The organism is Pseudomonas sp. WS 5027 (assembly GCF_012985695.1).
Lineage (GTDB): Bacteria > Pseudomonadota > Gammaproteobacteria > Pseudomonadales > Pseudomonadaceae > Aquipseudomonas > Aquipseudomonas hygromyciniae.
In genome coordinates this window covers 336,271-360,818 of record NZ_JAAQWU010000002.1, presented here as the reverse complement: position 1 = coordinate 360,818, position 24,548 = coordinate 336,271, and the positions used below count along the sequence as shown (strand labels likewise).

At 61.1% G+C, this 24,548-nt stretch carries 22 protein-coding genes and 1 pseudogene; 7 read left to right on the top strand and 16 right to left on the bottom strand.

Going from position 1 to position 24,548, the window contains the following annotated elements; all coding sequences use genetic code 11:
• From HBO09_RS04525 to HBO09_RS04500, 6 genes are all read right to left on the bottom strand, one after another.
• Window positions 1-1,242: an SfnB family sulfur acquisition oxidoreductase gene (locus tag HBO09_RS04525; RefSeq protein ID WP_169991793.1), complete on the bottom strand. Its 1,242-nt coding sequence runs from the start codon at window positions 1,240-1,242 to the stop codon at window positions 1-3.
• Between the two features lie 185 nt (window positions 1,243-1,427).
• Entirely contained in the window at window positions 1,428-2,204 is a 777-nt protein-coding gene (locus HBO09_RS04520) for a hypothetical protein (protein WP_169991795.1), read from the bottom strand.
• 368 nt (window positions 2,205-2,572) lie between these two features.
• The gene (tcyN, locus tag HBO09_RS04515; RefSeq protein WP_169991797.1) at window positions 2,573-3,319 is read right to left on the bottom strand and encodes an L-cystine ABC transporter ATP-binding protein TcyN; all 747 of its coding nucleotides are present in this window, start codon (window positions 3,317-3,319) and stop codon (window positions 2,573-2,575) included.
• Between the two features lie 3 nt (window positions 3,320-3,322).
• Window positions 3,323-3,988, bottom strand: coding sequence for a cystine ABC transporter permease (gene tcyL, locus HBO09_RS04510; RefSeq protein WP_029299561.1), 666 nt, complete (start codon window positions 3,986-3,988; stop codon window positions 3,323-3,325).
• A complete protein-coding gene (gene tcyJ / locus HBO09_RS04505; RefSeq protein ID WP_169991799.1) occupies window positions 3,988-4,782 on the bottom strand; it encodes a cystine ABC transporter substrate-binding protein in 795 nt (264 codons plus the stop codon). The genes tcyL and tcyJ overlap by 1 nt, the downstream gene beginning before the upstream one ends.
• Window positions 4,783-5,064: 282 nt before the next feature.
• On the bottom strand, window positions 5,065-6,057 hold the full coding sequence (locus HBO09_RS04500; protein WP_169991801.1) for a D-cysteine desulfhydrase: 993 nt from the start codon (window positions 6,055-6,057) through the stop codon (window positions 5,065-5,067).
• Window positions 6,058-6,224: 167 nt separating this feature from the next.
• On the opposite strand from HBO09_RS04500, the gene epsC reads away from it, so the two are divergent.
• The 3 genes and pseudogenes from epsC to HBO09_RS28790 all read left to right on the top strand — a co-directional run.
• Window positions 6,225-7,151, top strand: coding sequence for a serine O-acetyltransferase EpsC (epsC, locus tag HBO09_RS04495; RefSeq protein ID WP_169991803.1), 927 nt, complete (start codon window positions 6,225-6,227; stop codon window positions 7,149-7,151).
• Between the two features lie 404 nt (window positions 7,152-7,555).
• Complete coding sequence (gene betT / locus HBO09_RS04490; protein WP_169992266.1) at window positions 7,556-9,517, top strand: choline transporter BetT; 1,962 nt, start codon at window positions 7,556-7,558, stop codon at window positions 9,515-9,517.
• A gap of 19 nt (window positions 9,518-9,536) precedes the next feature.
• A pseudogene (locus HBO09_RS28790) lies at window positions 9,537-9,623 on the top strand (outer membrane lipoprotein carrier protein LolA); the annotation flags it as partial.
• Window positions 9,624-9,631: 8 nt separating this feature from the next.
• On the opposite strand, the gene tauD reads toward HBO09_RS28790, so the two are convergent.
• From tauD to HBO09_RS04455, 7 genes are all read right to left on the bottom strand, one after another.
• Window positions 9,632-10,468 (bottom strand): taurine dioxygenase, encoded by an 837-nt coding sequence (tauD, locus tag HBO09_RS04485; RefSeq protein ID WP_169991805.1) that lies wholly within the window; start codon window positions 10,466-10,468, stop codon window positions 9,632-9,634.
• A gap of 21 nt (window positions 10,469-10,489) precedes the next feature.
• The gene (gene tauC / locus HBO09_RS04480) at window positions 10,490-11,317 is read right to left on the bottom strand and encodes a taurine ABC transporter permease TauC (RefSeq protein ID WP_169991807.1); all 828 of its coding nucleotides are present in this window, start codon (window positions 11,315-11,317) and stop codon (window positions 10,490-10,492) included.
• Entirely contained in the window at window positions 11,314-12,093 is a 780-nt protein-coding gene (gene tauB / locus HBO09_RS04475) for a taurine ABC transporter ATP-binding subunit (RefSeq protein WP_169991809.1), read from the bottom strand. The genes tauC and tauB overlap by 4 nt, the downstream gene beginning before the upstream one ends.
• Before the next feature lie 16 nt (window positions 12,094-12,109).
• Window positions 12,110-13,087 (bottom strand): taurine ABC transporter substrate-binding protein, encoded by a 978-nt coding sequence (gene tauA, locus HBO09_RS04470; RefSeq protein WP_169991811.1) that lies wholly within the window; start codon window positions 13,085-13,087, stop codon window positions 12,110-12,112.
• Between the two features lie 203 nt (window positions 13,088-13,290).
• Window positions 13,291-14,874: a glutamate--cysteine ligase gene (gene gshA / locus HBO09_RS04465; protein ID WP_169991813.1), complete on the bottom strand. Its 1,584-nt coding sequence runs from the start codon at window positions 14,872-14,874 to the stop codon at window positions 13,291-13,293.
• A 215-nt stretch (window positions 14,875-15,089) separates the two neighbouring features.
• Window positions 15,090-15,473, bottom strand: a complete 384-nt coding sequence (locus HBO09_RS04460) for a PaaI family thioesterase (RefSeq protein WP_169991815.1) — start codon at window positions 15,471-15,473, stop codon at window positions 15,090-15,092.
• Entirely contained in the window at window positions 15,473-17,809 is a 2,337-nt protein-coding gene (locus HBO09_RS04455) for a Tex family protein (RefSeq protein ID WP_169991817.1), read from the bottom strand. Before HBO09_RS04455 ends, HBO09_RS04460 begins: the two co-directional genes overlap by 1 nt.
• 335 nt (window positions 17,810-18,144) lie before the next feature.
• Here HBO09_RS04455 and ompR point away from each other — a divergent pair, with 335 nt between their 5' ends.
• On the top strand, window positions 18,145-18,885 hold the full coding sequence (ompR, locus tag HBO09_RS04450) for a two-component system response regulator OmpR (protein ID WP_169991828.1): 741 nt from the start codon (window positions 18,145-18,147) through the stop codon (window positions 18,883-18,885).
• Between the two features lie 116 nt (window positions 18,886-19,001).
• The gene (locus HBO09_RS04445) at window positions 19,002-20,315 is read left to right on the top strand and encodes an ATP-binding protein (RefSeq protein ID WP_169991830.1); all 1,314 of its coding nucleotides are present in this window, start codon (window positions 19,002-19,004) and stop codon (window positions 20,313-20,315) included.
• A gap of 117 nt (window positions 20,316-20,432) precedes the next feature.
• Here the strand turns inward: HBO09_RS04445 and rimK are convergent, their stop codons facing one another.
• The gene (gene rimK, locus HBO09_RS04440) at window positions 20,433-21,338 is read right to left on the bottom strand and encodes a 30S ribosomal protein S6--L-glutamate ligase (RefSeq protein WP_038445187.1); all 906 of its coding nucleotides are present in this window, start codon (window positions 21,336-21,338) and stop codon (window positions 20,433-20,435) included.
• Entirely contained in the window at window positions 21,335-21,784 is a 450-nt protein-coding gene (locus HBO09_RS04435) for an ATP-dependent zinc protease (protein WP_169851488.1), read from the bottom strand. Before HBO09_RS04435 ends, rimK begins: the two co-directional genes overlap by 4 nt.
• Window positions 21,785-22,099: 315 nt before the next feature.
• Between HBO09_RS04435 and HBO09_RS04430 the strand changes: the two genes are divergently transcribed.
• Window positions 22,100-22,507, top strand: coding sequence for a S4 domain-containing protein (locus HBO09_RS04430; RefSeq protein ID WP_169991832.1), 408 nt, complete (start codon window positions 22,100-22,102; stop codon window positions 22,505-22,507).
• A gap of 41 nt (window positions 22,508-22,548) precedes the next feature.
• Here the strand turns inward: HBO09_RS04430 and HBO09_RS04425 are convergent, their stop codons facing one another.
• On the bottom strand, window positions 22,549-23,349 hold the full coding sequence (locus tag HBO09_RS04425) for a phosphatase PAP2 family protein (RefSeq protein WP_169991834.1): 801 nt from the start codon (window positions 23,347-23,349) through the stop codon (window positions 22,549-22,551).
• A gap of 125 nt (window positions 23,350-23,474) precedes the next feature.
• On the opposite strand from HBO09_RS04425, the gene hslO reads away from it, so the two are divergent.
• On the top strand, window positions 23,475-24,377 hold the full coding sequence (hslO, locus tag HBO09_RS04420; protein ID WP_169991836.1) for an Hsp33 family molecular chaperone HslO: 903 nt from the start codon (window positions 23,475-23,477) through the stop codon (window positions 24,375-24,377).
• Window positions 24,378-24,548: the final 171 nt, after the last annotated feature.

Genomic DNA, 24,548 nt, shown 5'->3' with positions numbered 1-24,548 from the left:
TCAGATCCAGGAATGCCGGGCCGGCAATGTTCCATTGAGGTACCAGGCGCCCACCGCGTGATATTTCCAGCGCACCGGGTCGTGCAGGGTGTGCACCCGGGCATTGCGCCAGTGGCGGTCAAGGTTGAATTCGGCGAGGGTGGCGCGGCTGCCGGCCAGTTCGAAGAGCTTCTCGCTGGCCAGCAGCGAGACTTCGGTGGTCAGCACCTTGGCTTGGGCCACGGCAATCGAAGCCCGGGCGGCGGAGTGTTCGGTGATGGGCGCGGCGCTGACCTGGTCCAGCACTTGGCCGGCCTTGCGTAGCAGGGCTTCGGCGGCGTGCAGTTCGATTTTCAGTTTGCCGATATCGGCAATCACATAGAGGTCATCGCTGGCCCGCTCGACCTTGGCGTCGATCCATGGTCGTGCGCGCTCACGCACAAAGCTGATGGTGTCGTCGAGGGCGCCGCGGGCGATGCCGGCGTCGATGGCCGCCTGGATCAATTGCGAGACCGCGCCCTGGATGCCCGGGGTTTGCCCCAGGCGCCAGGTCGGCACCACCAGGTCGGCGTCCACCGGCACGTTGTTGAGCAGCACGGTGCCGCTGGCGGTGGTGCGTTGGCCAAAGCCCGACCAGTCATCGACGATGCGCAGCCCCGGGGTGCCCCGTCGCACAAACGCCATGACCTGGCGGCCTTCGTCGTCCAGGGCCTTGACCGCGACCCAATGGGCAAACAGCGCGCCGGTGGAGTAGAACTTCTGGCCGTTGATGACAAAACCATCAGCCTCGGCGCTGATCCGGGCCTTCACATCCAGGGTGTTTTTGGTGCCGCGCTCCGGGCCACCGTTACCGATGCGCCAGCCGTCGAGGACGCTTTGGAACAGCTGTTTTTTCTGCTCTTGGCTGGCCGCGCCTTGCAGCACGTGCAAGATGCCGAAGTGGTTTTGCGGGATTTGCCCCAGGGCTGGGTCGACGGCGCTGATAATCGCGAACACTTCGGCCAGGGTCACGAACGACACTTGCGGGCCGCCGTATTCGCGGGGGATGGAAATACTGCCCAGGCCACTGCGGGTGAACTGTTCGATTTCGGCCCAGGGCAGTTTGCGTTGGCGGTCGCGCAACCCGGCTTGCAGGCGGGCGGCCAGGGCAAGCTCGTGGGCGGCGGCGAGGGCTTCACTGTCGTTGCGCAACACCTTGGTGGGCAACAGTAGCGGGGCGATATCCAGATCGCTCTGGAGGGGCGATTGCGCCAAGTTAGACATCGGTGCGCCCCTGCGTGGCTACACGTAATGCCCTGGCGTTGTGCACCGGGGTAATTTTGACCATACCTACCTCACATCCGTGGAAAAGCTTAAAAATCAGGAATGTCCGGTGGTCCGGTGTATATACCCTAAGCGTGTTTATTTTTTAAATAAACTAACTTTTAGGAATATGCATAGAAGGTCTGTCACCCCGGCTCGCAAGGCGAGCCAGGACGCCGTGGTTGGTACACCGACAGATTGCTTGCCGGGCCATGGGCCTGAGCCTGGGCGATGCTCACAATGCGTGGCGGGGCCCAGCGGGAGTTGTTGCCCACGCGGTCGATCACGCAGTAGGTGACCTCCTGGCGCGCATCGTCCCCCGCTTCGAGGATCAGCGTCGAAGGCACCCAGACGTGCACGGCCCGGCCCACTTCGTTGGCCTGGATGGGCGGCAGGTCAAGGCGCGCGTCGCCCCAGCGCAGGGTGATTGCATCGCCGGTGGCCATGTTCAGGTAGGGTTCGATGATCAACGGCACGCCCCGGCGGATCTGGCTGGGGTTGACCCCATGGCGACGGATGGTTTCCGGCAGGCCGACCGGGGCCAGGCTCTGGTTTTCTTCACCACACAGCACCGATGGCTGGCCGCCAGGGCACGCGGTCTTGACCTGCACGCGGGTGATCAGGGAGCGCGCCGGGCCGCGCCCCACTTGCATGACCCGGTAATGAATCCGTGCGGCGCCATTTTGCACAAAACTCTCGGGCACCCGCAGGCTGCTGGGCTGGCCGATATCGGCGGCGCCTACGCGCTTGGAGGCGGCAAAGCAGTTATTCCAGAACAACTCGATCAGGTCGCCCTTGCCCATGTTTGGGTACGGGGCGATATCGACCTGCAAATGGGTGGCGGCCTGCGCATTGATACCTTGTTTGAGGGCCTGGGGCACTGTCGGCGCGGCGAGCATGGCCAGGGGGGGAATGTGCGTCATAAATAATCTCCTTGATGCAGCCAGCAGCGATCGTTCCGAACCCTGAGTGTGGGGTTCGAAAGGAACGATTTTTTTGAAAAGCCAGGATAGGATCCAATCCTCTGGGCCTTAGATAAGAGGGTTGGCCAGGGGGCGTCAATGGCGGCAAAAGGCTAAACGGCGGGTTTGGGATTATTCAGATGGATCTGACTGGGAGGGGGTGTAAAGGCGGGGTTGGGTAGGGTGCTTTTCTATGTAAGGCACGCCAATCCCTGTAGGAGCGAGCTTGCTCGCGAAGAACGTCCAGACGACACGGTTAATCTGATTCTGCGCGTTATCGTTGACGTTTTTCGCGAGCAAGCTCGCTCCTACAGTCGGTCAGGATTGTTTTAGTGGGTGAGGAATTTGCTGAGGAACTGCCGGGTGCGTTCTTCCCTGGGGTTGGCAAACAGCGCCTTGGCTTCGCCCTGCTCGACGATCACCCCCTTGTCGAAAAAGATCACCCGATTGGCCACATCCCGGGCAAAGCTCATTTCGTGGGTGACGATGACCATGGTGCGGTTTTCTTCGGCGAGGCTGCGGATGGTCGCCAGTACTTCGCCGACCAACTCCGGATCGAGGGCCGAGGTCGGTTCATCGAACAGGATGACTTCCGGTTCCATCGCCAAGGCCCGAGCAATAGCCACCCGTTGCTGCTGACCACCGGACAGGCGCCGGGGGTAGGCGTCCTCTTTGCCCGCCAGGCCGACCTTGGCCAGTAGCGAGCGACCGAGGCGGTCGGCGGCGTCAGGCGCCATCTTCTTGACCACCAGCGGGCCTTCGATGACGTTTTCCAGCGCGGTGCGGTGGGGGAACAGGTTGAAGTTCTGGAACACAAAGCCCACATGCTGGCGCAGGCGTCGCACCAGGCTTTGTTGCTGGTTGAGCGGGCGGCTGCCGTCGATCTGGATGTCGCCGACCTTGATCCGGCCACTGGTGGGTTCTTCGAGGAAATTCAGGCAGCGCAGGAAGGTGGTCTTGCCGGACCCGCTGGGACCGATGATGGCGACGACTTCGCCTTCCTTGACCTCCAGGTCGATGCCGTTGAGCACCACCTGGCCCTTGAATTGTTTGGTCAGTTTTTCAACCACGATCATGCTTCAAGACTCCAGGTCATGCCGGTTGACCCGGTCTTCCAGGCGATTCTGAAAATGCGCCAGGATGCTTGCCAGGACCCAGTAGATCAGGGCCGCGGACAGGTACATGGTGAAAATTTCAAAGGTGCGCGCAGACACCAGTTGAGCCTGGCGGAACAGTTCGGGCACTTGGATGGTGGCGGCCAGCGCCGTGTCCTTGACCAGCGAAATAAAGCTGTTGCCCAAGGGCGGCAGGGCGGTGCGCATGGCCTGCGGCAGGATGGCCCGGCGCAGGGTCTGCGCACGGGTCATGCCGATACTGGCGGCCGCTTCCCACTGCCCACGCTCGATGGAACCGATGGCCGCACGCAGGATTTCACAGGCGTAGGCGGCCATGTTCAGCGAGAAGCCGATCATCGCCGCCGGGATCGGATCCAGCTCGATCCCCACTTGCGGCAAGCCGTAGTAGATCAAAAACAGCTGCACCAGCAACGGCGTGCCGCGAAAGAACGAGACGTACACCCGGGCGGTCCAGCTCAAGAGCTTGAAGCGCGACAGGCGCATCAAAGCCAGGCCGAAGCCCAGCAGCAAGCCGAAGAACATCCCGCCGAGGCTGAGGATCACCGTGTAGTACGCGCCCTTGAGCAGAAAGGGCGCGGAGTCGAGCGCGAGTTGGAAACCTGCTTCCATTATTGAGTGACGTCAGCGTTGAAGTATTTCTCGGACAGCTTCTTCAAGGTGCCGTCGGCGCGCAGTTTGTCGAGGGCCTGGTTGACCGCCTCAAGCAGTTCAGGCTCGCCTTTGCGCAGGGCAATCCCGGCTTCCTGACGGGAGAAGGCTTCACCGGCAGCGGCGGTGTCCTTGGCTTTTTTCGCATATTCCAGGGCCGCCAGGCGGTCGATCAGAATCGCGTCGATACGGCCAATGCGCAGGTCCTGGAACTTGGTCGGGTCGTCGTTATAGGTCTTGATGATGGCTTTGGGTTGGTTGTCCTTGAGCCATTGTTCGTAGTTGGTGCCCAGGCCTACCCCGACTTTTTTGCCGGCCAGGTCATCGGCGGTCTTGATGGTGTCGACGTTTTTCGCCAGGGTCAGCGCCTGGATCCCGGAGACGGTGTAGGGCTTGGAGAAATCGTATTTTTTCTGGCGCTCTTCGGAGATCGTCACCTGATTGACCACGGCGTCGAGGCGCTTGGATTCCAGTGCGGCGAGGATGCCGTCCCACGGGGTGGCCTGCAGTTTGACCTTGACGCCCAGCTCCTTGGCCAGGGCTTCGGACAGCTCGACTTCAAAGCCGGTGAGCTTGCCGCTTTCATCGACGAAGCTGAACGGTGGGTAGGTGCCTTCCAGGCCGATCTTGATCTCGCCGGCTTTCTTGATCTTGCCCAGTTGCTCGCCGGCAACCGCCTGGCCCAGCAACCCGGCGCCAAGGGCCAGGCCCAAAGTGCCAACCAGCAACGTTCGACGCAATACAGAAATAGTCATGACAAGCCCCTGTGTTTTTTGTGGTGTGCGAAGCAGGTGACGCAGTGGTCGTATCCTGCCCTAAAAACGCGGTGTGTGGGAGCGCGACTATAGGGCGAGGTTTAAAGCGTTAAAAATAATATAAATTCAGTTTTATATTCTATTAAGGAATATGAATTCGATGAAAATTCAATTGTGGGAGCGGGCTTGCTCGCGAATGCGGTGGGTCAGTGACGGACAATTTGACTGACCCACCGCATTCGCGAGCAAGCCCGCTCCCACATTTAGTAAGTATGCCTCCCGTCAGAACACCGAGTCATAGGCAAACAACGCCGGCGCCCCGCCGGTGTGCAGGAAGATGATCGGCCCGTCCTCGAACGCCCCGCGCCCGATACCGTCAAGCAATCCGGCCATGGCCTTGCCGGTGTAGACCGGGTCGAGCAGCAGGCCTTCCTGGCTTGCCAGCAGCTTGATTGCCGCCAGGGTGCCGGCGTTGGGTTCGCCGTAGCGCGGGGCGAAGTACTCGTCCCAAAGAATCACCTTGAACGCGTCGGGTACCTCCACTCCCAGCAACTGCGCCGTGCGCTCCGCCAGGCCTTGGACCTTGGGCCGTTGCGCTTCGTCGGTGCGCGACACGGTGACGCCAATCACCGGCAAGTCCGGCAGCACTTCACTCAACGCCAGGGCCAGGCCGCTGTGGGTGCCGGCGCTGCCGGATGCCAGGACCACCGCCGCGAACTGCAGGCCGCTGGCGTCAATCTGCGCGGCCAGTTCCAGCCCGGCGCGCACATAGCCCAGGGCGCCCAGGGCGTTGGAGCCGCCGATAGGCACCAGGTAGGGGTTTTTGCCGTTGCTGCGCAGGCGCTCGGCCAGGGCGTTGAGTTGCTCGTCGGCGTTGTCCAGGTTTTCGACGAGTTCGACCTTGGCGTCGAACAACTCGACCAACAAGCGGTTGCCATTGCTCAGGTAGTTGGGGTCGTCGGTGCCCGTGGGGTTTTCCAGCAGGGCGACACAGCCCAGGCCCAGCTTGGCGGCGAGGGCTGCGGTCTGGCGCACATGATTGGACTGGATCGCGCCGGCGGTGATCAGCGTATCGGCGCCCTGGGCCAGGGCATCGGCGGCGAGGTATTCGAGCTTGCGCAGTTTGTTGCCGCCCATGGCCAGCGGCGTGGTGTCGTCGCGCTTGATGTAGATATCACGGCCCAGCCAGGTCGACAGTCGTTCGAGTTTTTCCAGGGCGGTAGCGCCACTGAGCAGTTCCAGACGATTAAAACGGTCGAGCTGTTGTTTGATCATGGTTACGCACGGGTAAGAGAAGATGGGAAGGACTATAGGCAGGGCTTTTTGCGCGGGCAACTGCCAGTTGCTTATGCCGGTTGGTTATTAGCATTGCACCATTGGTTCTTAAGGGCGGCCCGGTTGCATACCGTAAAGTGACGGCCATTACGTCAGGAGTGAATACCGTGAGCGAGCGTTCCAGTCATTGGCAATTACAGACCATCGTCAGCCAGTTGCGCGGCGCCCGGGACCAGTGGCGCACGCGCAACGGGCGGGTCAGCGGCGAGCAGGGCGGTCGCGAGTTACCTTCCCGTGATGCGGTGGCGCAGATTCTCGAGGCGTTGTGCGGGGCCCTGTTCCCCATGCGCCTGGGGCCCGTGGATTTGCGTGAGGAGAGTGAGGATTTCTACGTCGGCCATACCCTCGATGTGGCGCTCAATGCCTTGCTCGCCCAGGCCCGCCTGGAGTTGCGCTATGCCGCGCGCCAAGGTGGCCATGCCGATAATCAAGTCGATGCATTGGCCATTCGCCTGATCCAGGACTTTGCCCTGGCCTTGCCGGCCTTGCGCAGCCTGTTGGACACCGATGTGCTGGCTGCCTATCACGGCGACCCGGCCGCGCGCAGTGTGGATGAGGTGTTGCTGTGCTACCCGGGGATCCTGGCGGTGATCCACCATCGCCTGGCTCACCATTTGTATCGCGCCGGGCTGCCTCTGCTGGCACGGATCAGTGCGGAAATCGCCCACTCGGCCACCGGCATCGATATTCACCCTGGGGCACAGATCGGCCCCAGCTTCTTTATCGACCACGGTACGGGTGTGGTGATTGGCGAGACGGCGATCATTGGCGAGCGGGTGCGTATCTACCAGGCAGTGACCCTGGGCGCCAAGCGTTTCCCGGCGGATGAGGATGGGCAGTTGCAGAAGGGCCATCCGCGCCACCCGATTGTCGAGGACGATGTGGTGATCTATGCCGGGGCGACGATCCTGGGAAGGATCACCATCGGCAAGGGCTCGACCATTGGCGGCAATGTGTGGCTGACCCGCAGCGTGCCGGCGGGGGCGAACATCACGCAGGCGAATTTGCAGCATGATGATGGGACGCAGAAGTAGTGTTGAAGTAGCGACGATCTAATGTGGGAGCGGGCTTGCTCGCGAATGCGTAGTGTCAGTCATTGACTGTGTATCTGATACACCGCATTCGCGAGCAAGCCCGCTCCCACATTTTGCCTGTATTCCAAATTCAACCAGTAATCGCTGAACGTTTTGCCTTTCCCACCCGTCATACCCTTCCTTGAGCTAGTGTAGGAATTACCTACCACTCAGCCCTGCGATTAGTCCCAGACCGCCTATTCATGTTTAACTTGAACGTTCGTTCAAGTTAAACCGGTGGTTCGCTGCCCGCTCACAACAGGAGGCTTACCTTTGCTGAGTCCGTTTTATACAGCCACATCCAACACCCTCGAGGTGCACCGTTCATGAGTGCATCGTCTGCTCCTTCAAGCGGCCTGGTGCGCATGAATGCACCGGTGTTTTACTTCGCCGCGAGCTTCATCCTGCTGTTTGGCCTCACCGTTATCGCGATCCCCGAACAGGCTGGCGCCTGGTTGCTGGCCGCGCAAAACTGGGCGGCCAATACGGTCGGCTGGTACTACATGCTGGCGATGACCCTGTATCTGGTCTTCGTGGTGGTCACCGCGTTGTCTGGCTACGGCAAGATCAAACTCGGTGCCGACCACGACGAGCCCGAATTCAGTTATTTGTCCTGGGCCGGCATGCTGTTTGCCGCCGGGATCAGCATCACGCTGTTTTTCTTCTGCGTCTCGGAGCCCTTGACCCACCTGGTGCAACCGCCCCAGGGCGAGGCCTTGAATGCCGATGCGGCGCGCCAGGCCATGCAGGTGCTGTTCCTGCATTGGGGCCTGCACGGCTGGGGTGTATTTGCGTTTGTCGGTATGGCCCTGGCGTACTTCGCCTACCGGCATAACCTGCCGCTGGCCTTGCGTTCGGCGCTGTACCCACTGATCGGCAAGCGCATCAACGGCCCTATTGGCTATGCGGTGGATGGCTTCGGCATCATCGCCACAGTGTTCGGCCTGGGCGCCGACATGGGCTTTGGGGTGCTGCACCTCAACTCGGGCCTGGACTACCTGTTCGGCATCGCCCACACCCAATGGATCCAGGTCGGCCTGATCACCCTGATGATGGGTGCGGCGATCCTGGTCGCGGTGGCCGGTGTCGACAAGGGTGTGCGGGTCATGTCCGACATCAACATGCTGCTGGCCTGTGCGCTGCTGCTGTTTGTGCTGTTCGCCGGGCCCACCCAGCATTTGCTCAACACCCTGATCCAGAACATCGGTGACTACCTCGGCGCGTTGCCGAGCAAGAGTTTTGATGTGTACGCCTACGACAAGCCCAGCGACTGGCTGGGTGGTTGGACCGTGTTCTACTGGGCCTGGTGGATCGCGTGGTCGCCGTTCGTGGGCCTGTTCATCGCACGGATCTCGCGTGGCCGCACCATCCGCGAGTTCGTCTTCGGCGTGCTGCTGATCCCGCTGGGCTTCACCCTGGCGTGGATGTCGATTTTCGGCAACAGCGCCATTGATCAGGTGCTCAATCACGGCATGGTCGCCCTGGGTCAGTCGGCCATCGACGACCCTTCGATGAGCCTCTATCTGCTGCTGGAAACCTACCCGTGGAGCAAGACCGTGATCGCGGTCACGGTGTTTATCAGCTTTGTGTTCTTTGTCACCTCGGCCGACTCCGGCACCGTGGTGCTGTCGACCCTGTCGTCCAAGGGTGGCAACGCCGATGAAGACGGGCCCAAGTGGCTGCGAGTGTTCTGGGGTGCGATGACCGCGCTGGTGACCAGCGCCTTGCTGTTCGCCGGCAGCATCGACTCGCTCAAGTCCGCAGTGGTGCTGACCTCGCTGCCGTTCTCGTTGATCCTGCTGTTGATGATGTGGGGGCTGCATAAGGCGTTCTACCTCGAATCCCAGAAGCAGATCGCCCAACTGCACTCCCTGGCCCCTGTGTCGGCATCCCGCAAGGGCCGTGGCGGCTGGCGCCAGCGCTTGAGCCAGGCGGTGCATTTCCCTTCACGGGACGAGGTCTACCGTTTTCTTGAAACCACGGTACGCCCGGCCATTGAGGAAGTGACTGCGGTGTTTGTCGAGAAGGGCCTGAACGTGGTCACCCAGCCCGACCCGTCCAACGACAGCGTCAGCCTGGAGATCGGCCACGGCGAAGAGCGTCCCTTTGTCTACCAGGTGCAGATGCGCGGTTACTTCACGCCGTCCTTTGCCCGTGGCGGCATGGGCTCCAAAGAGATGAACAACCGGCGCTACTACCGGGCGGAAGTACACTTGAGCGAGGGTAGCCAGGACTACGACTTGGTGGGCTACACCAAGGAGCAGATCATCAACGACATCCTCGACCAGTACGAGCGGCATTTGCAGTTCCTGCATCTGGTCCGCTGAACAAACGGTAGGCGCGAGCTTGCTCGCGAAGATCGCCAACGAAAATGCGGGGCATCTGATGCCCCGCAGCGTTCTTGGGTTTTTCGCGAGCAAGCTCGCTCCTACAAGGGTTTGTTAGAAGGGCACGTCACCCAGGATTGTTGCCCGATGCATCACCCGCCGTTGTGGCCTGTAGTCGTCCACGGCGTAGTGCTGGGTCACGCGGTTGTCCCAGAAGGCTACGTCGTTGGCTTGCCAGCGCCAGCGGATAGTGAACTCCGGGCGGGTGGCGTGGGCGAACAGCAGTTTGAGGATGACCTCGCTTTCGGCCGGTTCCAGTTCGTTGATTTTGCTGGTGAAGCCGTCGCTGACAAACAGCGATTTGCGCCCGCTGACCGGGTGGGTGCGGATCACCGGGTGCGACAGTGGCGGGTTCTTTCTGCGTGCCTCTTCCCAGCGGGCCAGGTCTTGGGCGGTGTTGCCGTAACGCTCCAGAGGGAACGAGCGAGTGAAGTCGTGAGTCGCCGTCAGGCCGGTCAAAAAGCTCTTCATCGGCTCCGATAACGCCTCAAAGGCGGCGATGCCGCTGGCCCACAGCGTGTCACCGCCAAAGGCCGGTAGCAGTTTGGCGCTGAGCACCGCGCCCATGGCTGGCGTGGGCAGGAAGGTCACGTCGGTGTGCCAGATGGCGTTGTCGCGCACGTCGGTGACGGCGGTGTCGAGGATCAGCACTTCGGGTTGTTCCGGCACGTTGGGGTAGATGGGGTGAATGTGCAGGTCACCGAAATTCGCCGCGAACCGCGCTTGCTGCTGCGGGGTGATTGGCTGGTCGCGAAAGAACAGCACCGAATGCTGGAGCAGCGCCTGCTCGATGGCATCGCGCTGTTCGAGGCTCAGCGGCTGGGTGATATCGACGCCACTGATCTGGGCGCCCAAGGCGGTGCTTAAGGGAGTAACGGTCAGGCGGCTCATGGTGTTCTCTTCACGTTGTGCTTAGTGGGCTTGGCCATGCCATGGCACCAGCTTGCGCTGCAGGGCACGCAGGCCCATTTCCATGGCGAAGGCAATCAGGGCGATGACCAGGATGCCCAGCACCACCACATCGGTAACCAGGAACTGCGCCGCCGACTGCACCATAAACCCCAGGCCGCTGGTGGCGGCGATCAACTCGGCGGCCACCAGGGTCGACCAACCCACGCCCAGGCCGATGCGCACGCCGGTGAGGATGTCGGGCAGGGCGCTGGGCACAATCACATGGCGGATCAACTGCGCCCGCGTCGCGCCCAGGGACTGTGCTGCGCGCAATTTGGCCGGGTCGACGGTGCGTACGCCGGTGGCGGTGGCGATGGCGATCGGGGCGAAGATCGCCAGGTAGATCAGCAACACCTTGGACAGCTCGCCGATGCCGCACCAGATCACGATCAATGGCAGGTAGGCCAGTGGCGGGATCGGGCGGTAGAACTCGATCAGCGGGTCGAGAATGCCCCGAGCGATGCGGTTGGCGCCGATGGCAATGCCGATCGGCACGGCGGTCAGCACCGCAAAGCCCAGGCCCAGGCCGATGCGCCCCAGGCTGGCGCCCAGGTGCTGCCAGAGGGTCGAGTCCATATAGCCACTGGTCGCCAGCAGCCAGCCTTTTTGCAGCACGGCCGATGGTGGCGGCAGGAACAGCGGTTCGATCAGCCCGCTGGCGGTCACGGCCCACCACAGCGCCAGCAGCGCAACCAGCGTCAGCACACTGATCCAGCGCGTGCTCAACGTGCGGCGCAGCGGCGGGCTGGCTTGGCTGACGGCAGTGGCCGGGATTTCATAACTGCTCATGCGTACACCTGCCGTTGGGAGAACACTTTGCCCAGCACGTGTTCGCGGGTTTCGATAAACCGTGGGTCGGACTTGATCGCGCGCGCCGACTCGCCGGCAGCGTAGCGCTGGCCGAAATCCAGGCTCAGGCGCTCGACGATTTGCCCGGGGTTGGGGGCCAGCAGAATCAGGTCGGTGGCGAGGAAGACTGCTTCTTCGATGTCGTGAGTGATCAGGAACACTGGCTTGGCTGTGCGTCGCCAGACTTGCAGCAGCAGCTCCTGCATCTGTTCGCGGGTGAAGGCATCGAGGGCACCGAAGGGTTCGTCCATCAGCAACACCCGGGGGTCGGCAGCCAGAGCGCGGGCCAGGCCGACGCGTTGTTTCTGCCCGCCAGACAGCTGCCAGATGCGCCGGCTGTCAAAGCCGGCCAGGTCCACCAGCGCGAGCATCTCACGGGCGCGGACTTGCCGCTGGGCCTTGGGCATGCCGGCCAGTTCCAGGCCGAAGCCGACATTGGCCAGCACATCCTGCCAGGGCAGCAAGGCGTCGTCCTGGAACACCACGCCACGTTCGGCACTCGGGCCTTTGACGGGCACGCCGTCGAGGGTGATGCGCCCGGCGCTGGGTTCGACGAAGCCGGCAATCAGGTTCAACAGCGAAGTCTTACCACTGCCGGAAGGGCCGAGGGCCACCAGCAATTGCTGGGGACCAAGAGTCAGGGAAATATCCTTCAGCACGGGCGTGGTTGCGCCTGGGTACTGTGCGCTGATGCGCTCCAGCTGTAGCAAGGCCATCGCGGTGAACTCCCGATCAGTTAGTGATGAACTTGGCGCTGACGTAAGGGGCGTAGTCCGGTAGCACGGCTTCGACCTTGCCTTGTTCCTTGAGGAACGCGGCGGTGTCAGTCACCGCCTTGGTGGTCGGGGCGCCAAGCAGCGTTACCTGGTCGGCGGCCAGCGGGTAGACGTTGCCTTGCAGCAGCAGCGGAATGTCGCTGGCCTTGGCGCCGGAGAGCTTCACCAGTTTGTCGACGTTGCCCTTGTCGGCCAGCCAGGCTTGTGGGTCTTTGCGGTATTGGGCGTAGGCATCGAGGGTGACTTTGGCAAAGGCGCTGACAATTTCCGGGTGCTTCTCGGCAAAGTCCTTACGCACGATCCAGGCATCGAAGGTGGGCGCGCCGAACTTGGCCAGCTCGCCCGAGGTGATCAGCACTTTGCCGTTTTCCTTGGCCACGCCCAGGGCCGGGTCCCAGACATAAGTGGCGTCGATATCGCCACGTTTCCAGGCGGCGATAATGGCTGGCGGGGCGAGGTTGAGTACGGTGACTTTGGCCGGGTCGATGTTCCAGTGCTTGAGCGCGGCCAACAGGCTGTAGTGGCCGGTGGAAACGAACGGCACGGCGATTTTCTTACCGATCAGGTCCTGGGGGCTGTTGATCCCGGAACCGTTGCGCGCCACCAAGGCTTCGGCGCCGCCGATCTGGGTGGCGACGAGGAAGGTTTGCACGGGTACTTTGCGGGTGATGGCGGCGGTCAGCGGGCTGGAACCGAGATAGCCGATCTGCACGTCGCCGGAAGCGATGGCGGCGATGATATCGGCGCCATTGTCGAATTTGCGCCAGTCGATCTTGGCGTTGGTGGCTTTTTCATAAGTGCCGTCGGCCTGGGCGACTTTGGCCGGGTCAACGGTGGTCTGGTAGGCGATGGTTACGTCGGCCGCCTGCGCAAACAGGCTGGCGCCGGCCAGGGATACAGCCGCCAGGAGGCGCAAAGGGGAAGGCAGTTTCATGGTGTAGCTCCTCATCAGGCGGCCGAGGATCGGCGTGGGAGGAGACTAAATGATCTAAGAATCCGAAAATAAATAACATTTTCGAATTAGCTTATGTAGGAGCGAGCTTGCTCGCGAAAAACGTTAACGATGACGCGTTCGGCTTGGATAAACGCGGCGTGCTTGAGTTTTTCGCGAGCAAGCTCGCTCCTACACAGGGAGTATCAGTTACTGATCGCCAGAATGCTCGCCTGATACGACCCGACAAATACATCGAAATCGCCCACTTCGTTCTGCTCCAGCTCGGCCTGTTGCGCCAGCGACGTACGGGCCAGCTCTTCAAAGCGTGCTTGTTCGTCCGCCGGCAAGGGCTCGCGACGGAAGTACTCGGCGTGCACTTCGCTCTGGCGCAGGGAGAACTGCGCAAAGCTTTCCTTGCGCTCCTGCATCGCCGCCAACACCTGGGCCGACGGGGTCAGGGACGCGTCCTGGATCTTCGCCAACTGGGCATCCAGTGCCTGGCTGTGTTCGTTGATGCCCTGGCTCTGGTCCAGCAGCGCGGCCAGCGGGGCGATTTTCTCCAGCAATTCGCTGGCCCACTCCTTCATTTCCACGGCCTGGCCGCGACGCTGCAGTTGCAAGCCCGGGCGCCGGCCTTCCTTGACCACGCTGAGGAAGTTCGATGTGGCATTCCCGCACTCGTTGTTTTCGAACAGCGGGCTGTCATTCAGTGCGCAATACAGCAGGAACGCATCGAGGAAGCGCGACTCTGGCAAATCGATACCCATCGGCAGGAACGGGTTGATGTCCAGGCAGCGCACTTCGATGTACTGGATGCCACGGGCCATCAGCGCCTGGATCGGCCGTTCGCCGGTGTAGGTCACGCGCTTGGGGCGGATGTTGGAGTAGTACTCGTTTTCGATCTGCAGGATGTTGGTGTTGAGCTGGACCCACTCACCATCCTTATGGGTGCCGACTTCGACGTAAGGCGCGTAGGGCGTTGCCACCGCTTCGCGCAGGCTGTCGGTGTAGCTGGCCAGATCGTTGTAGCAAGGGGTCAGGCCGGCCTGGGCGTTGCTTTGGTAACCCAGGTCGCTCATGCGCAGGCTGGTGGCATACGGCAGGTACAGGGTGTCGGCATCGAACTGTTCAAGCTGATGGGAACGCCCGCGCAAAAAGCCCGCATCCAGGGCTGGCGAGGCACCGAACAGGTACATCAGCAGCCAGCTGTAGCGGCGGAAGTTACGGATCAGGGCGATATAGGCCGTGGACTGGTAGTCACGGTCGGTGCCCACGAAGCCTTCGGTTTCCTTGAGCAGCGGCCACAGCTCTTCCGGCAGGGAAAAGTTGTAGTGGATCCCGGCGATGCACTGCATGGTCTTGCCGTAGCGCAGGGCCAGGCCCTTGCGATACACGTACTTGAGCTGTCCGATGTTGGAGGTGCCGTAGTAGGCAATCGGAATATCTTCCTCGGCCGGCAACGGGCACGGCATCGATGGACTCCACAGGTACTCGTTGCCGAGCTTGCTGTAGGCAAAACGGTGAATTCGGTCGAGGCTGCGCAGGGTGTCTGCCGGGTTGGGCAGCGCCGGCGTGATGAACTCCAGCAGCGACTCGGAATAGTCGGTGGTGATCGATTCATGGGTCAATGCGGCACCCAGGGCCTCTGGATGCGGCGTTTGAGCCAGGCGACCTTCGCCAGTGACACGCAGGCATTCACGCTCGATGCCGTGCAGGCAGTGCTCAAGCAAAGAGAGGTGTTCGCGCTTGCCGAGCAGAGCCAGGCGGCGGTTGAGAAGTTCGCTCAAGTTGGATTCCTTCACGCGTCAGTCGCCCCAATATGGGGGTGGGCAAGACGGTCTACAAGGGTGAAGTTAAAACTGGCGTTATCGCCTGGTTTTCGAGCCGGAATAACCTGCTCTGAAAGTGCCGACTTCATTCCCTGAATTAGGCTATTACGCAGGAAGAAAATTCCGACGCTGTTTTCGCAGCGCCGAAATTAACCCAAATTGATCACAAGGAGCTATAGGACAGCGAAGGTGCCTTGTGCTTTTGCGACGAGTTTTTCGTTCTGATACACCTCGGCCTCGACCACCAGCGTGCGCCGGCCAGGGTGGATGACTCGGGCAGTACACAGCACGTCACCGTCGGACACGGCGCGGATGTAGTTGATTTTGCACTCGATGGTCGCGCTTTGTTGGTCAAAACCATGGGCGCTGGAGCAGGCCAGTCCCATGGCAATGTCCACCAGGCTGAAAATCACCCCGCCATGGAGCTTGCCTGCGCGGTTGCGCAGGTGTGGCTCCAGGCTCAGGGCAACCTCGGCAACGCCCTGGTCCAGGCGTTGCAAGCGGCAGCCGAGCAGTTCGCTGAAGGCGCTGTGGGTCTGGCCTGCCGGCAGATCCATCAGCGTTTCTTCAGTTGCTTGGCGTTGGCGAACAGCGAAGCCATGGCGTTGTTGGTCGGGGCTGCGGTGGCGGTTTCCTTGCGTGGTGCGCTGTTTTCCGAGCGGTTTTGCGACTGGCGCGGTGCCGAACCTGGGCGTGCGCCACGGGCACCGTCGATTTTCTCGCCGGGGGTATCGCTCATGCGCATCGACAGGCCCACGCGTTTGCGCGGGATATCGACTTCCATGACCTTGACCTTGACCACATCACCGGCCTTCACCGCCTCACGCGGGTCCTTGATGAACTTCTCCGAAAGCGCGGAAATGTGCACCAAACCGTCCTGATGCACGCCGATGTCCACAAATGCGCCGAAGTTGGTCACGTTGGTCACCACGCCTTCGAGGATCATCCCCAGTTGCAGGTCCTTGAGGTCTTCGACGCCTTCCTGGAACTCTGCGGTCTTGAACTCGGGGCGCGGGTCGCGGCCGGGTTTTTCCAGTTCTTGCAGGATGTCGGTGATGGTCGGTACGCCGAAGGTTTCGTCGGTGTACTTCTTCGGATCCAGGCGCTTGAGGAACGCGGCGTCGCCGATCAGCGAACGGATATCGCGGTCGGTCTCGGCGGCAATGCGTTGCACCAGCGGATAGGCTTCCGGGTGGACCGCTGAGGAGTCCAGCGGGTTGTCGCCATTCATGACGCGCAGGAAGCCGGCGGCTTGCTCGAAGGTTTTTTCGCCAAGGCGTGCGACTTTTTTCAGCGCCGCTCGGGTCTTGAACGCGCCGTTTTCGTCGCGATGGGTGACGATATTCTGCGCCAGGGTGGCGTTGAGGCCGGAGATCCGTGCGAGCAAGGCGACCGAGGCGGTGTTTACGTCGACGCCGACCTTGTTCACACAGTCTTCCACCACTGCATCCAGGCCGCGCGCCAGTTTCAGCTGCGACACGTCGTGCTGGTACTGGCCGACACCGATGGATTTAGGGTCGATTTTCACCAGCTCGGCCAGCGGATCCTGCAGGCGGCGGGCGATGGATACGGCACCACGGATCGACACATCGAGGTCGGGGAATTCCTTGGAGGCCAGTTCCGACGCCGAGTACACCGAAGCGCCGGCTTCGGAGACCATGACCTTGGTCATTTTCATGCCTGGGTATTTTTTGATCAGCTCCAGGGCCAGCTTATCGGTTTCACGGCTGGCGGTGCCGTTGCCGATGGCGATCAGGTCCACGGAGTGCTTGGCGCACAGGGCGGCGAGGATGGCGATGGTCTGGTCCCACTTGTTGTGGGGCACATGCGGGTACACGGTGGCGTGGTCCAGCAGTTTGCCGGTGGCGTCGACCACGGCGACCTTGCAACCGGTGCGCAGGCCCGGGTCCAGGCCCAGGGTCGCGCGCGGGCCGGCTGGCGCGGCCAGCAGCAGGTCGTGCAGGTTGTGGGCGAACACGTTGATCGCTTCGGTTTCGGCACCGTCGCGCAGCTCGCCCAGCAGGTCGGTTTCCAGATGGGTGTAGAGCTTGACCTTCCAGGTCCAGCGCACGACTTCACTGAGCCATTTGTCCGCAGGACGATTCTGATTCTGGATGCCGAATTGTTGGCCGATCATGCCTTCGCACGGGTGCATGGTGCCCGGCAGTTCGTCGCCGACTTTCAGCGCGGAGCTGAGAATGCCTTCGTTGCGGCCACGGAAAATGGCGAGGGCGCGGTGGGACGGCATGCTTTTGAGCGGTTCGTCGTGCTCGAAGTAATCGCGGAACTTGGCGCCTTCTTCCTCTTTGCCGGCGATCACGCGGGCGCTGAGGGTGGCTTCCTGTTTCAGGTAGTTGCGCAGTTTTTCCAGCAGGTTGGCATCTTCGGCGAAGCGCTCCATGAGGATGTACTTGGCGCCTTCGAGGGCAGCCTTGACGTCGGCAACGCCTTTTTCGGCATCGACAAAGCGCGCTGCTTCGGCTTCCGGGGCCAAGGACGGGTCGTTGAACAGGCCGTCGGCCAGCTCGCCGAGGCCGGCTTCCAGGGCAATCTGGCCCTTGGTGCGGCGCTTCTGCTTGTACGGCAGGTACAGGTCTTCGAGGCGGGTCTTGGTGTCGGCGAGCTTGATATCGCGTTCAAGTTGTGGGGTCAGCTTGCCCTGCTCCTGGATGCTGGCGAGGATGCTGACACGCCGTTCGTCGAGTTCTCGCAGGTAGCGCAGGCGCTCTTCCAGATGCCGCAGCTGGATGTCATCGAGGCTGCCGGTCACTTCTTTACGGTAACGGGCGATGAAGGGCACCGTGGAGCCTTCATCCAGTAGAGCGACGGCCGCTTCGACCTGTTGTGGGCGTACGCCGAGTTCCTCGGCGATGCGGCTGTTGATGCTGTCCATAAAACCACCTGAAATTCTTGAAAGCAGTTCGCAGGCCCGGAAAACAAGGCCGTGCGCGGCTGGTTGAGCGGCCCGACTGGCGCCGCTGCCTGGGTCAAGAGGCAGCCTATTGACCCTCGAAATCGAAAAAATCACGACAAGCAGATGAAAAAAACACCAGGCCGGCCATGGCATTGCCGGGCACTGAGGCGCGGCATTATAACCAGCGTTCCGTTCTTGGGGGGATTGCGCCAAGGGCACGCGCACTGGTGATTAGAGAAAAATCTGCTAACAATGCGTACCGTGCGTATAACGGCAGCTAAGCCATAATGCGCGCCAGTTAAGAGGAGCATCCAATGAGCAGCACTGCACAAACTGCTGAAGGCGAAAAAATTCTCATCGTTGATGACGATCCGGGGCTGAGCAGCCTGCTGGAGCGGTTCTTCACCTCCAAGGGCTACCGTGCCCGGGCGGTGCCGAACACCGAGCAGATGGATCGTCTGCTGGGGCGCGAAGTCTTCAACCTGGTCGTACTCGACCTGATGTTGCCGGGTGAAGACGGCCTGACGGCGTGCAAGCGCCTGCGCGGCACCAACAACCAGATCCCGATCATCATGCTGACCGCCAAGGGCGACGAGCTGAGCCGGATCAAGGGCCTGGAACTGGGCGCTGACGATTACCTGGCCAAGCCGTTCAACCCCGACGAGCTGATGGCCCGGGTCAAGGCCGTATTGCGTCGCCAGGCGGCTCCCGTTCCGGGCGCTCCAGGCAGCGAAGACGAAAGCGTGACCTTTGGTGACTACGAACTGTCGCTGGCGACCCGTGAGCTCAAGCGTGGCGAAGAAGTCCACATGCTTACCACGGGTGAATTCGCGGTGCTCAAGGCGCTGGTAATGAACGCTCGCCAACCGCTGACCCGTGACAAGCTGATGAACCTGGCCCGTGGTCGCGAATGGGACGCCCTGGAGCGCTCCATCGATGTGCAGATTTCCCGTCTGCGCCGGATGATCGAGCCGGATCCGTCCAAGCCGCGTTATATCCAGACAGTGTGGGGCGTGGGTTACGTGTTTGTGCCGGACGGCGCGGCAACCAAGTAACCGATGATTTGCACATGCGGGTACTCCGGAGTTCGATCCCAAAGGGTCGTCCGGATGCCCGGCGTCTGCAATTCTGCGAGCCTTGCTCGCTCTTGCCAGGTGTCTAGCTGTCTTCTATGAAAACCCCGCTGTGGTTCCCCCAGAGTTTCTTCTCCCGCACCCTTTGGCTGGTGCTGATCGTCGTTCTGTTTTCCAAGGCATTGACCCTCGTTTACCTGCTGATGAACGAAGACGTGCTGGTGGATCGACAGTACAGCCACGGTGTTGCGCTGACATTGCGTGCCTACTGGGCTGCCGATCCGGAGAACCGTGAAAAAATCGCCAAGGCGGCGACCTTGACCCGTGTGGTGGGCGCGGGCGTCCCCGAGGGCGAGCAGCATTGGCCCTACAGCGAGATCTACCAGCGCCAGATGCAGGCCGAGCTGGGCGAGGACACCGAGGTGCGGCTGCGTATGCATGTTTCGCCAGCCTTGTGGGTCCGAGCCCCTAGCCTGGGGGATGGATGGTTGAAAGTGCCGCTGTATCCCCATCCGCTGCGGGGGCAGAAAATCTGGAACGTACTGGGCTGGTTCCTGGCCATTGGCCTGCTCTCCACCGCGTCGGCCTGGATTTTCGTGCGCCAGCTCAACCAGCCGCTCAAGCGTCTGGTGTTCGCCGCCAGGCAACTGGGGCAGGGGCGCAGTGTGCGCCTGCCAATCAGCGACACGCCCAGCGAAATGACCGAGGTGTACAGCGCGTTCAATCAGATGGCCGAAGATGTCGAACAGGCCGGTCGCGAACGCGAGCTGATGCTGGCCGGGGTCTCCCATGACCTGCGCACGCCGCTGACACGTTTGCGCCTGTCCCTGGAGTTGATGGGCAACCACACCGATCTTACCGATGACATGGTCCGTGACATCGAAGATATGGATGCGATTCTCGACCAGTTCCTGGCGTTTATCCGCGATGGTCGCGATGAAGTGGTGGAGGAAGTTGACCTGACCGACCTGGTACGTGAGGTCGTGGCGCCCTATAACCAGAACGGCGAGCAGGTGCGCATGCGCCTGGAGCCGATCCAGCCCTTTGCCTTGCGCCGGGTCTCGATGAAGCGCCTGCTGAACAACCTGATCGGCAACGCCCTGCATCACGCGGGGACCGAGGTGGAAGTTGCCGCCTATGTGTCGGGTGATACCAGCGCGCCCTATGTGGTGCTGAGTGTCATGGACCGTGGCGCCGGGATCGACCCGGCGGAACTGGAGGGCATTTTCAACCCCTTCACCCGTGGTGACCGTGCCCGTGGTGGCAAAGGCACCGGGTTGGGGTTGGCGATTGTGCGGCGGATTGCTTCGATGCATGGCGGCAATGTCGAACTGCGCAACCGTGCCGATGGTGGGCTGGAGGCGCGGGTGCGCTTGCCGTTGGGCCTGATGTTGCCTAGAGATGCGGTCTAAGCCACGACGAATATCAGGAGCTGGCCTGCCTGCGATAAGAGGTAACAGTCGACATTGATGTTGAATGTTAGTCAGTCATCGCTGGTAAGCCAGTTCCTACAAGGGTTCGTGCCGATTTCAGCCCTTGCCCTTGGTGCGGGTCATGTTCGGCCCGCTGTTCTTCTCCAGATGCTGAATGATGATCCCCGCCACATCCTTGTTGGTGGTGGTTTCGATCCCTTCCAGGCCCGGTGAAGAGTTCACTTCCATCACCAATGGCCCGTGGTTCGAGCGCAGGATATCCACACCCGCCACACTCAAGCCCATGACCTTGGCCGCACGCAGGGCGGTCATGCGCTCTTCCGGGGTGATCTTGATCAGGCTGGCGCTGCCGCCCCGGTGCAGGTTGGAGCGAAACTCTCCCGGCTTGGCCTGGCGTTTCATTGCTGCAATCACCTTGTCCCCCACCACGAAGCAGCGGATATCGGCACCGCCGGCTTCCTTGATGTATTCCTGGACCATGATGTTCTGCTTGAGGCCCATGAACGCCTCGATCACAGACTCAGCCGCCGTGGCGGTTTCACACAGCACCACGCCAATGCCTTGGGTGCCTTCCAGCACCTTGATCACCAACGGGGCACCGTTGACCATCTCGATCAGGTCGGGAATGTCATCAGGGGAATGGGCAAAGCCGGTCACCGGCAAGCCGATACCGCGGCGCGATAGCAATTGCAGGGAGCGCAGCTTGTCCCGGGAACGGGCAATGGCCACCGATTCGTTAAGCGGAAACACCCCCATCATTTCAAACTGGCGCAGTACCGCGCAGCCGTAGAAGGTCACCGAGGCGCCGATGCGCGGGATCACCGCGTCGAAGCCTTCCAGTGGTTTGCCCCGGTAGTGGATCTGCGGCTTATGACTGGCAATGTTCATATAGGCGCGCAACGTATCGATCACCACCATCTCATGGCCCCGTTCGGTGCCGGCCTCGACAAGGCGACGGGTGGAATACAGACGCGGGTTACGCGACAGCACAGCGATCTTCATGCAACACCTGTGGCAGCAATAGTAGAGACCGGGAACACCGGCTTGTCTTGAACGTACTTGAGCCCCGGGTTGACCACCAACTGGCCATCGATCAGGGCTTTGGAACCTAGCAACAGGCGGTAACGCATGGTTTTGCGGCAAGCCAGGGTGAACTCCACCCGCCATACCCGATCACCCAGGGCCAGGGTGGTGCTGATGACGTAGCGCACCTGCGCCTGGCCGTTGGAGCTTTTAATGGTTTTCATCGCCACCAGCGGCGCTTCGCAACGCCGGTGACGCAGTTGCACCACGCTGCCCAGGTGCGCGGTGAAACGCACCCACTTTTCACCGTCACGCTCAAAAGGCTCGATCTCGGTGGCATGCAGGCTGGAGGTACTGGCCCCGGTGTCGATCTTCGCGCGCAGGCCCGCCACTCCCAGATCGGGAAGCGCCACCCATTCACGCAGACCGACAACGGTCAAATGGTCAAATGTCTTCAATATGAACAACCGGCAATCAGAAATATTTCGACGTCAGACGACACTAGCGCCCAACTGCTCAAGGATTGTGACAATCCAGGAACGTTGACGGGCGCTTGGAGCCGAATTCGCGGTATTCACGCAGAATATTCACCAAATGGCGACAGATATCTTCACGTCATAAAAAACCATGACTGAAGGGAAACTGCCTGACACCTGGCGTATCTTAGGTGAGCCTTGGCGTTTGTGCGTCGATGGGGTTCGACGGTTAAGTTGCGACATTTTTCAGAGCGAGGAATTCAAGTGGCTCAAAAGCAGGAAGAGGACGAAAAAGTCCGTTTGGACAAGTGGTTGTGGGCTGCGCGTTTCTACAAGACTCGGGCCTTGGCCAAGGCCGCCATCGAGAGCGGCAAGGTGCATTGCCGTGGCGAACGCTGCAAACCGGGCAAGGAGCCGCACATTGGCGACGAGTTGCAGATTCGGGTTGGGTTTGATGAGAAGACAGTGGTGGTGCAGGCGCTTTCCATCGTCCGCCGGGGCGCTCCCGAAGCGCAGGCGCTGTACACCGAGACGCCGGCAAGTATCGCCAAGCGTGAGAATGCGGCGGCCATGCGCAAGGCCGGAGCTTTGGGGATGAGCACCGACGGCAAGCCAAGCAAGAAACAGCGCCGCGACCTGTTCAAGTTTCGCGGCAGCGGCAATGATGAGTGAGGCTTTACGTGCAGGAGCCGGCCAGGCTCCTGCACCTGGGCTCAGGCGTTGCGGATCACGCTCAAGCGATTGATCACAGGTACTCGTTGCAACACCCCGAATACCGGTTCGGTCACCCGCAGTAGCCACCCCGAGACCTTTGCTGCAAACGGCGTGTAATAACCCCAGCCCAGTGCCAACAGCGCCAGCAGCACGCCACCGATATAGTCGTCTTGCCCCCAATGTGCCCCGGCCACCAGGCGCGGCATCATGAACAGCAGCGCCAGCGCCCAGACCAGCACGACTTGCCCGATCCGCTTGGCAAACACGCTCATGAACATCCCCCAGATCAGCAGCACCGAAGCATGGTCACCGGGGAAGCTCTGGCTGGAGCGGTCCTTCAATTCCCAGGTTTTTTCCAGGTCAGGGAAGTAGTCGCTCATATGGATCGCCCCGCTGATCACCATCGATGGGCTGTTGTGCTGCCAGCCCATCTGCGCCGCGAGCTTGGAAAACAGCATGCGGATAAACAGCAGTAACAGCAGGATCGCGAGGAAACCAAAAAACGCCTGGCGTACTTCAATCGCCTTGAACACCCATTCGCCGCGAATCAGCAGCATCAGCAGGATCACCCCGACCACCGCATCAAATGGTCGCAGGCTGGCGACCGCCCATACATGTAGCCAGGCCGGGTTGCTGGCCAGCGGGTCGTTGAGCAGATGAAACAGCCATTCGTCGAATATCACACAAAGCATCTGGCCTGCGGGCCATAGCCAAAAACACAGCAGCCCCAGAGCGAGTAAATTGCACAGGGCCAATCGCCCGAGGTTCCACTTGGCTTGGAACAAACCCGGATTGTTCATAAACTGTTTCCTCTTCGCTCTGAAACTCTTCATCTATCGGAAGAAAAGCGCACCAAATTGGTGCTAAAGCGCATAATTTTAGAAACATTGTCATCACTTTGTCATCAATTCAGATACCCAGACCTATGACTGATCTACCGGATACCGACTTCACCCAACGTTTCCTCTTTGACGACAACGACGCTCGTGGCGAACTGGTTGCCCTGGAGCGCAGCTATGCCGAAGTCCTTGCCAAGCACCCCTATCCGGAGCCGGTCGCGCAGTTGCTCGGCGAACTGATGGCCGCCGCGTCGCTGCTGGTGGGCACCATGAAGTTCGATGGCTTGCTGATTCTCCAGGCTCGTTCCGAAGGCCCGGTACCCATGCTGATGATCGAGTGCTCCAGTGAGCGCGAAATCCGTGGCCTGGCCCGTTATGACGCAGACCAGATCCAGGCGGACGCGACCCTCGCCGACCTGATGCCCAACGGCGTCCTGGCGTTGACCATCGATCCGACCGTTGGCCAGCGTTACCAGGGGATTGTCGACCTGGACGGTGAAACCCTGTCCGAGTGCTTCACCAACTATTTCGTCATGTCCCAACAAGTGGGTACCCGCTTCTGGCTCAATGCGGATGGCAAGCGCGCCCGAGGCCTGCTGTTGCAACAACTGCCGGCCGACCGTATCAAGGACGAGGATGAGCGTGAAGAAAGCTGGCGCGGCCTCACTGCCCTGGCCGGTACCCTGACTGCCGAAGAGCTGTTGGGCCTGGACAACGAAACGATCCTGCACCGCCTGTACCACGAAGAAGAGGTGCGCCTGTTCGATGCGCAATCGCTGCGTTTCCATTGCAGCTGTTCCCGCGAGCGTTCGGGCAATGCCCTGGTAAGCCTGGGCCTGGAAGATGCGCAAAACCTTGCTGTGGAACATGGTGGCCAAATCGAGATCGACTGCCAGTTCTGTAATCAGCGTTACCTGTTCGACGCTGCCGATATCGCCCAATTGTTCGCCGGCGCTGGCGTTGACACCCCTTCGGGCACCCACCACTAAAACGTTTAAGCACAGGTAAATCACCTGACAAACGCCGGATTAGAGGTGTTCTGACGGGAGGGCCCTACTATTTTTGGGCTTTTCTGGCATAATCCGGCCCACTTTTTTCGCGGTAGTAGTGCGCAACTTTCTACTACAAAACGTTTGGAGCACTCGGCCATAGGCCGACGG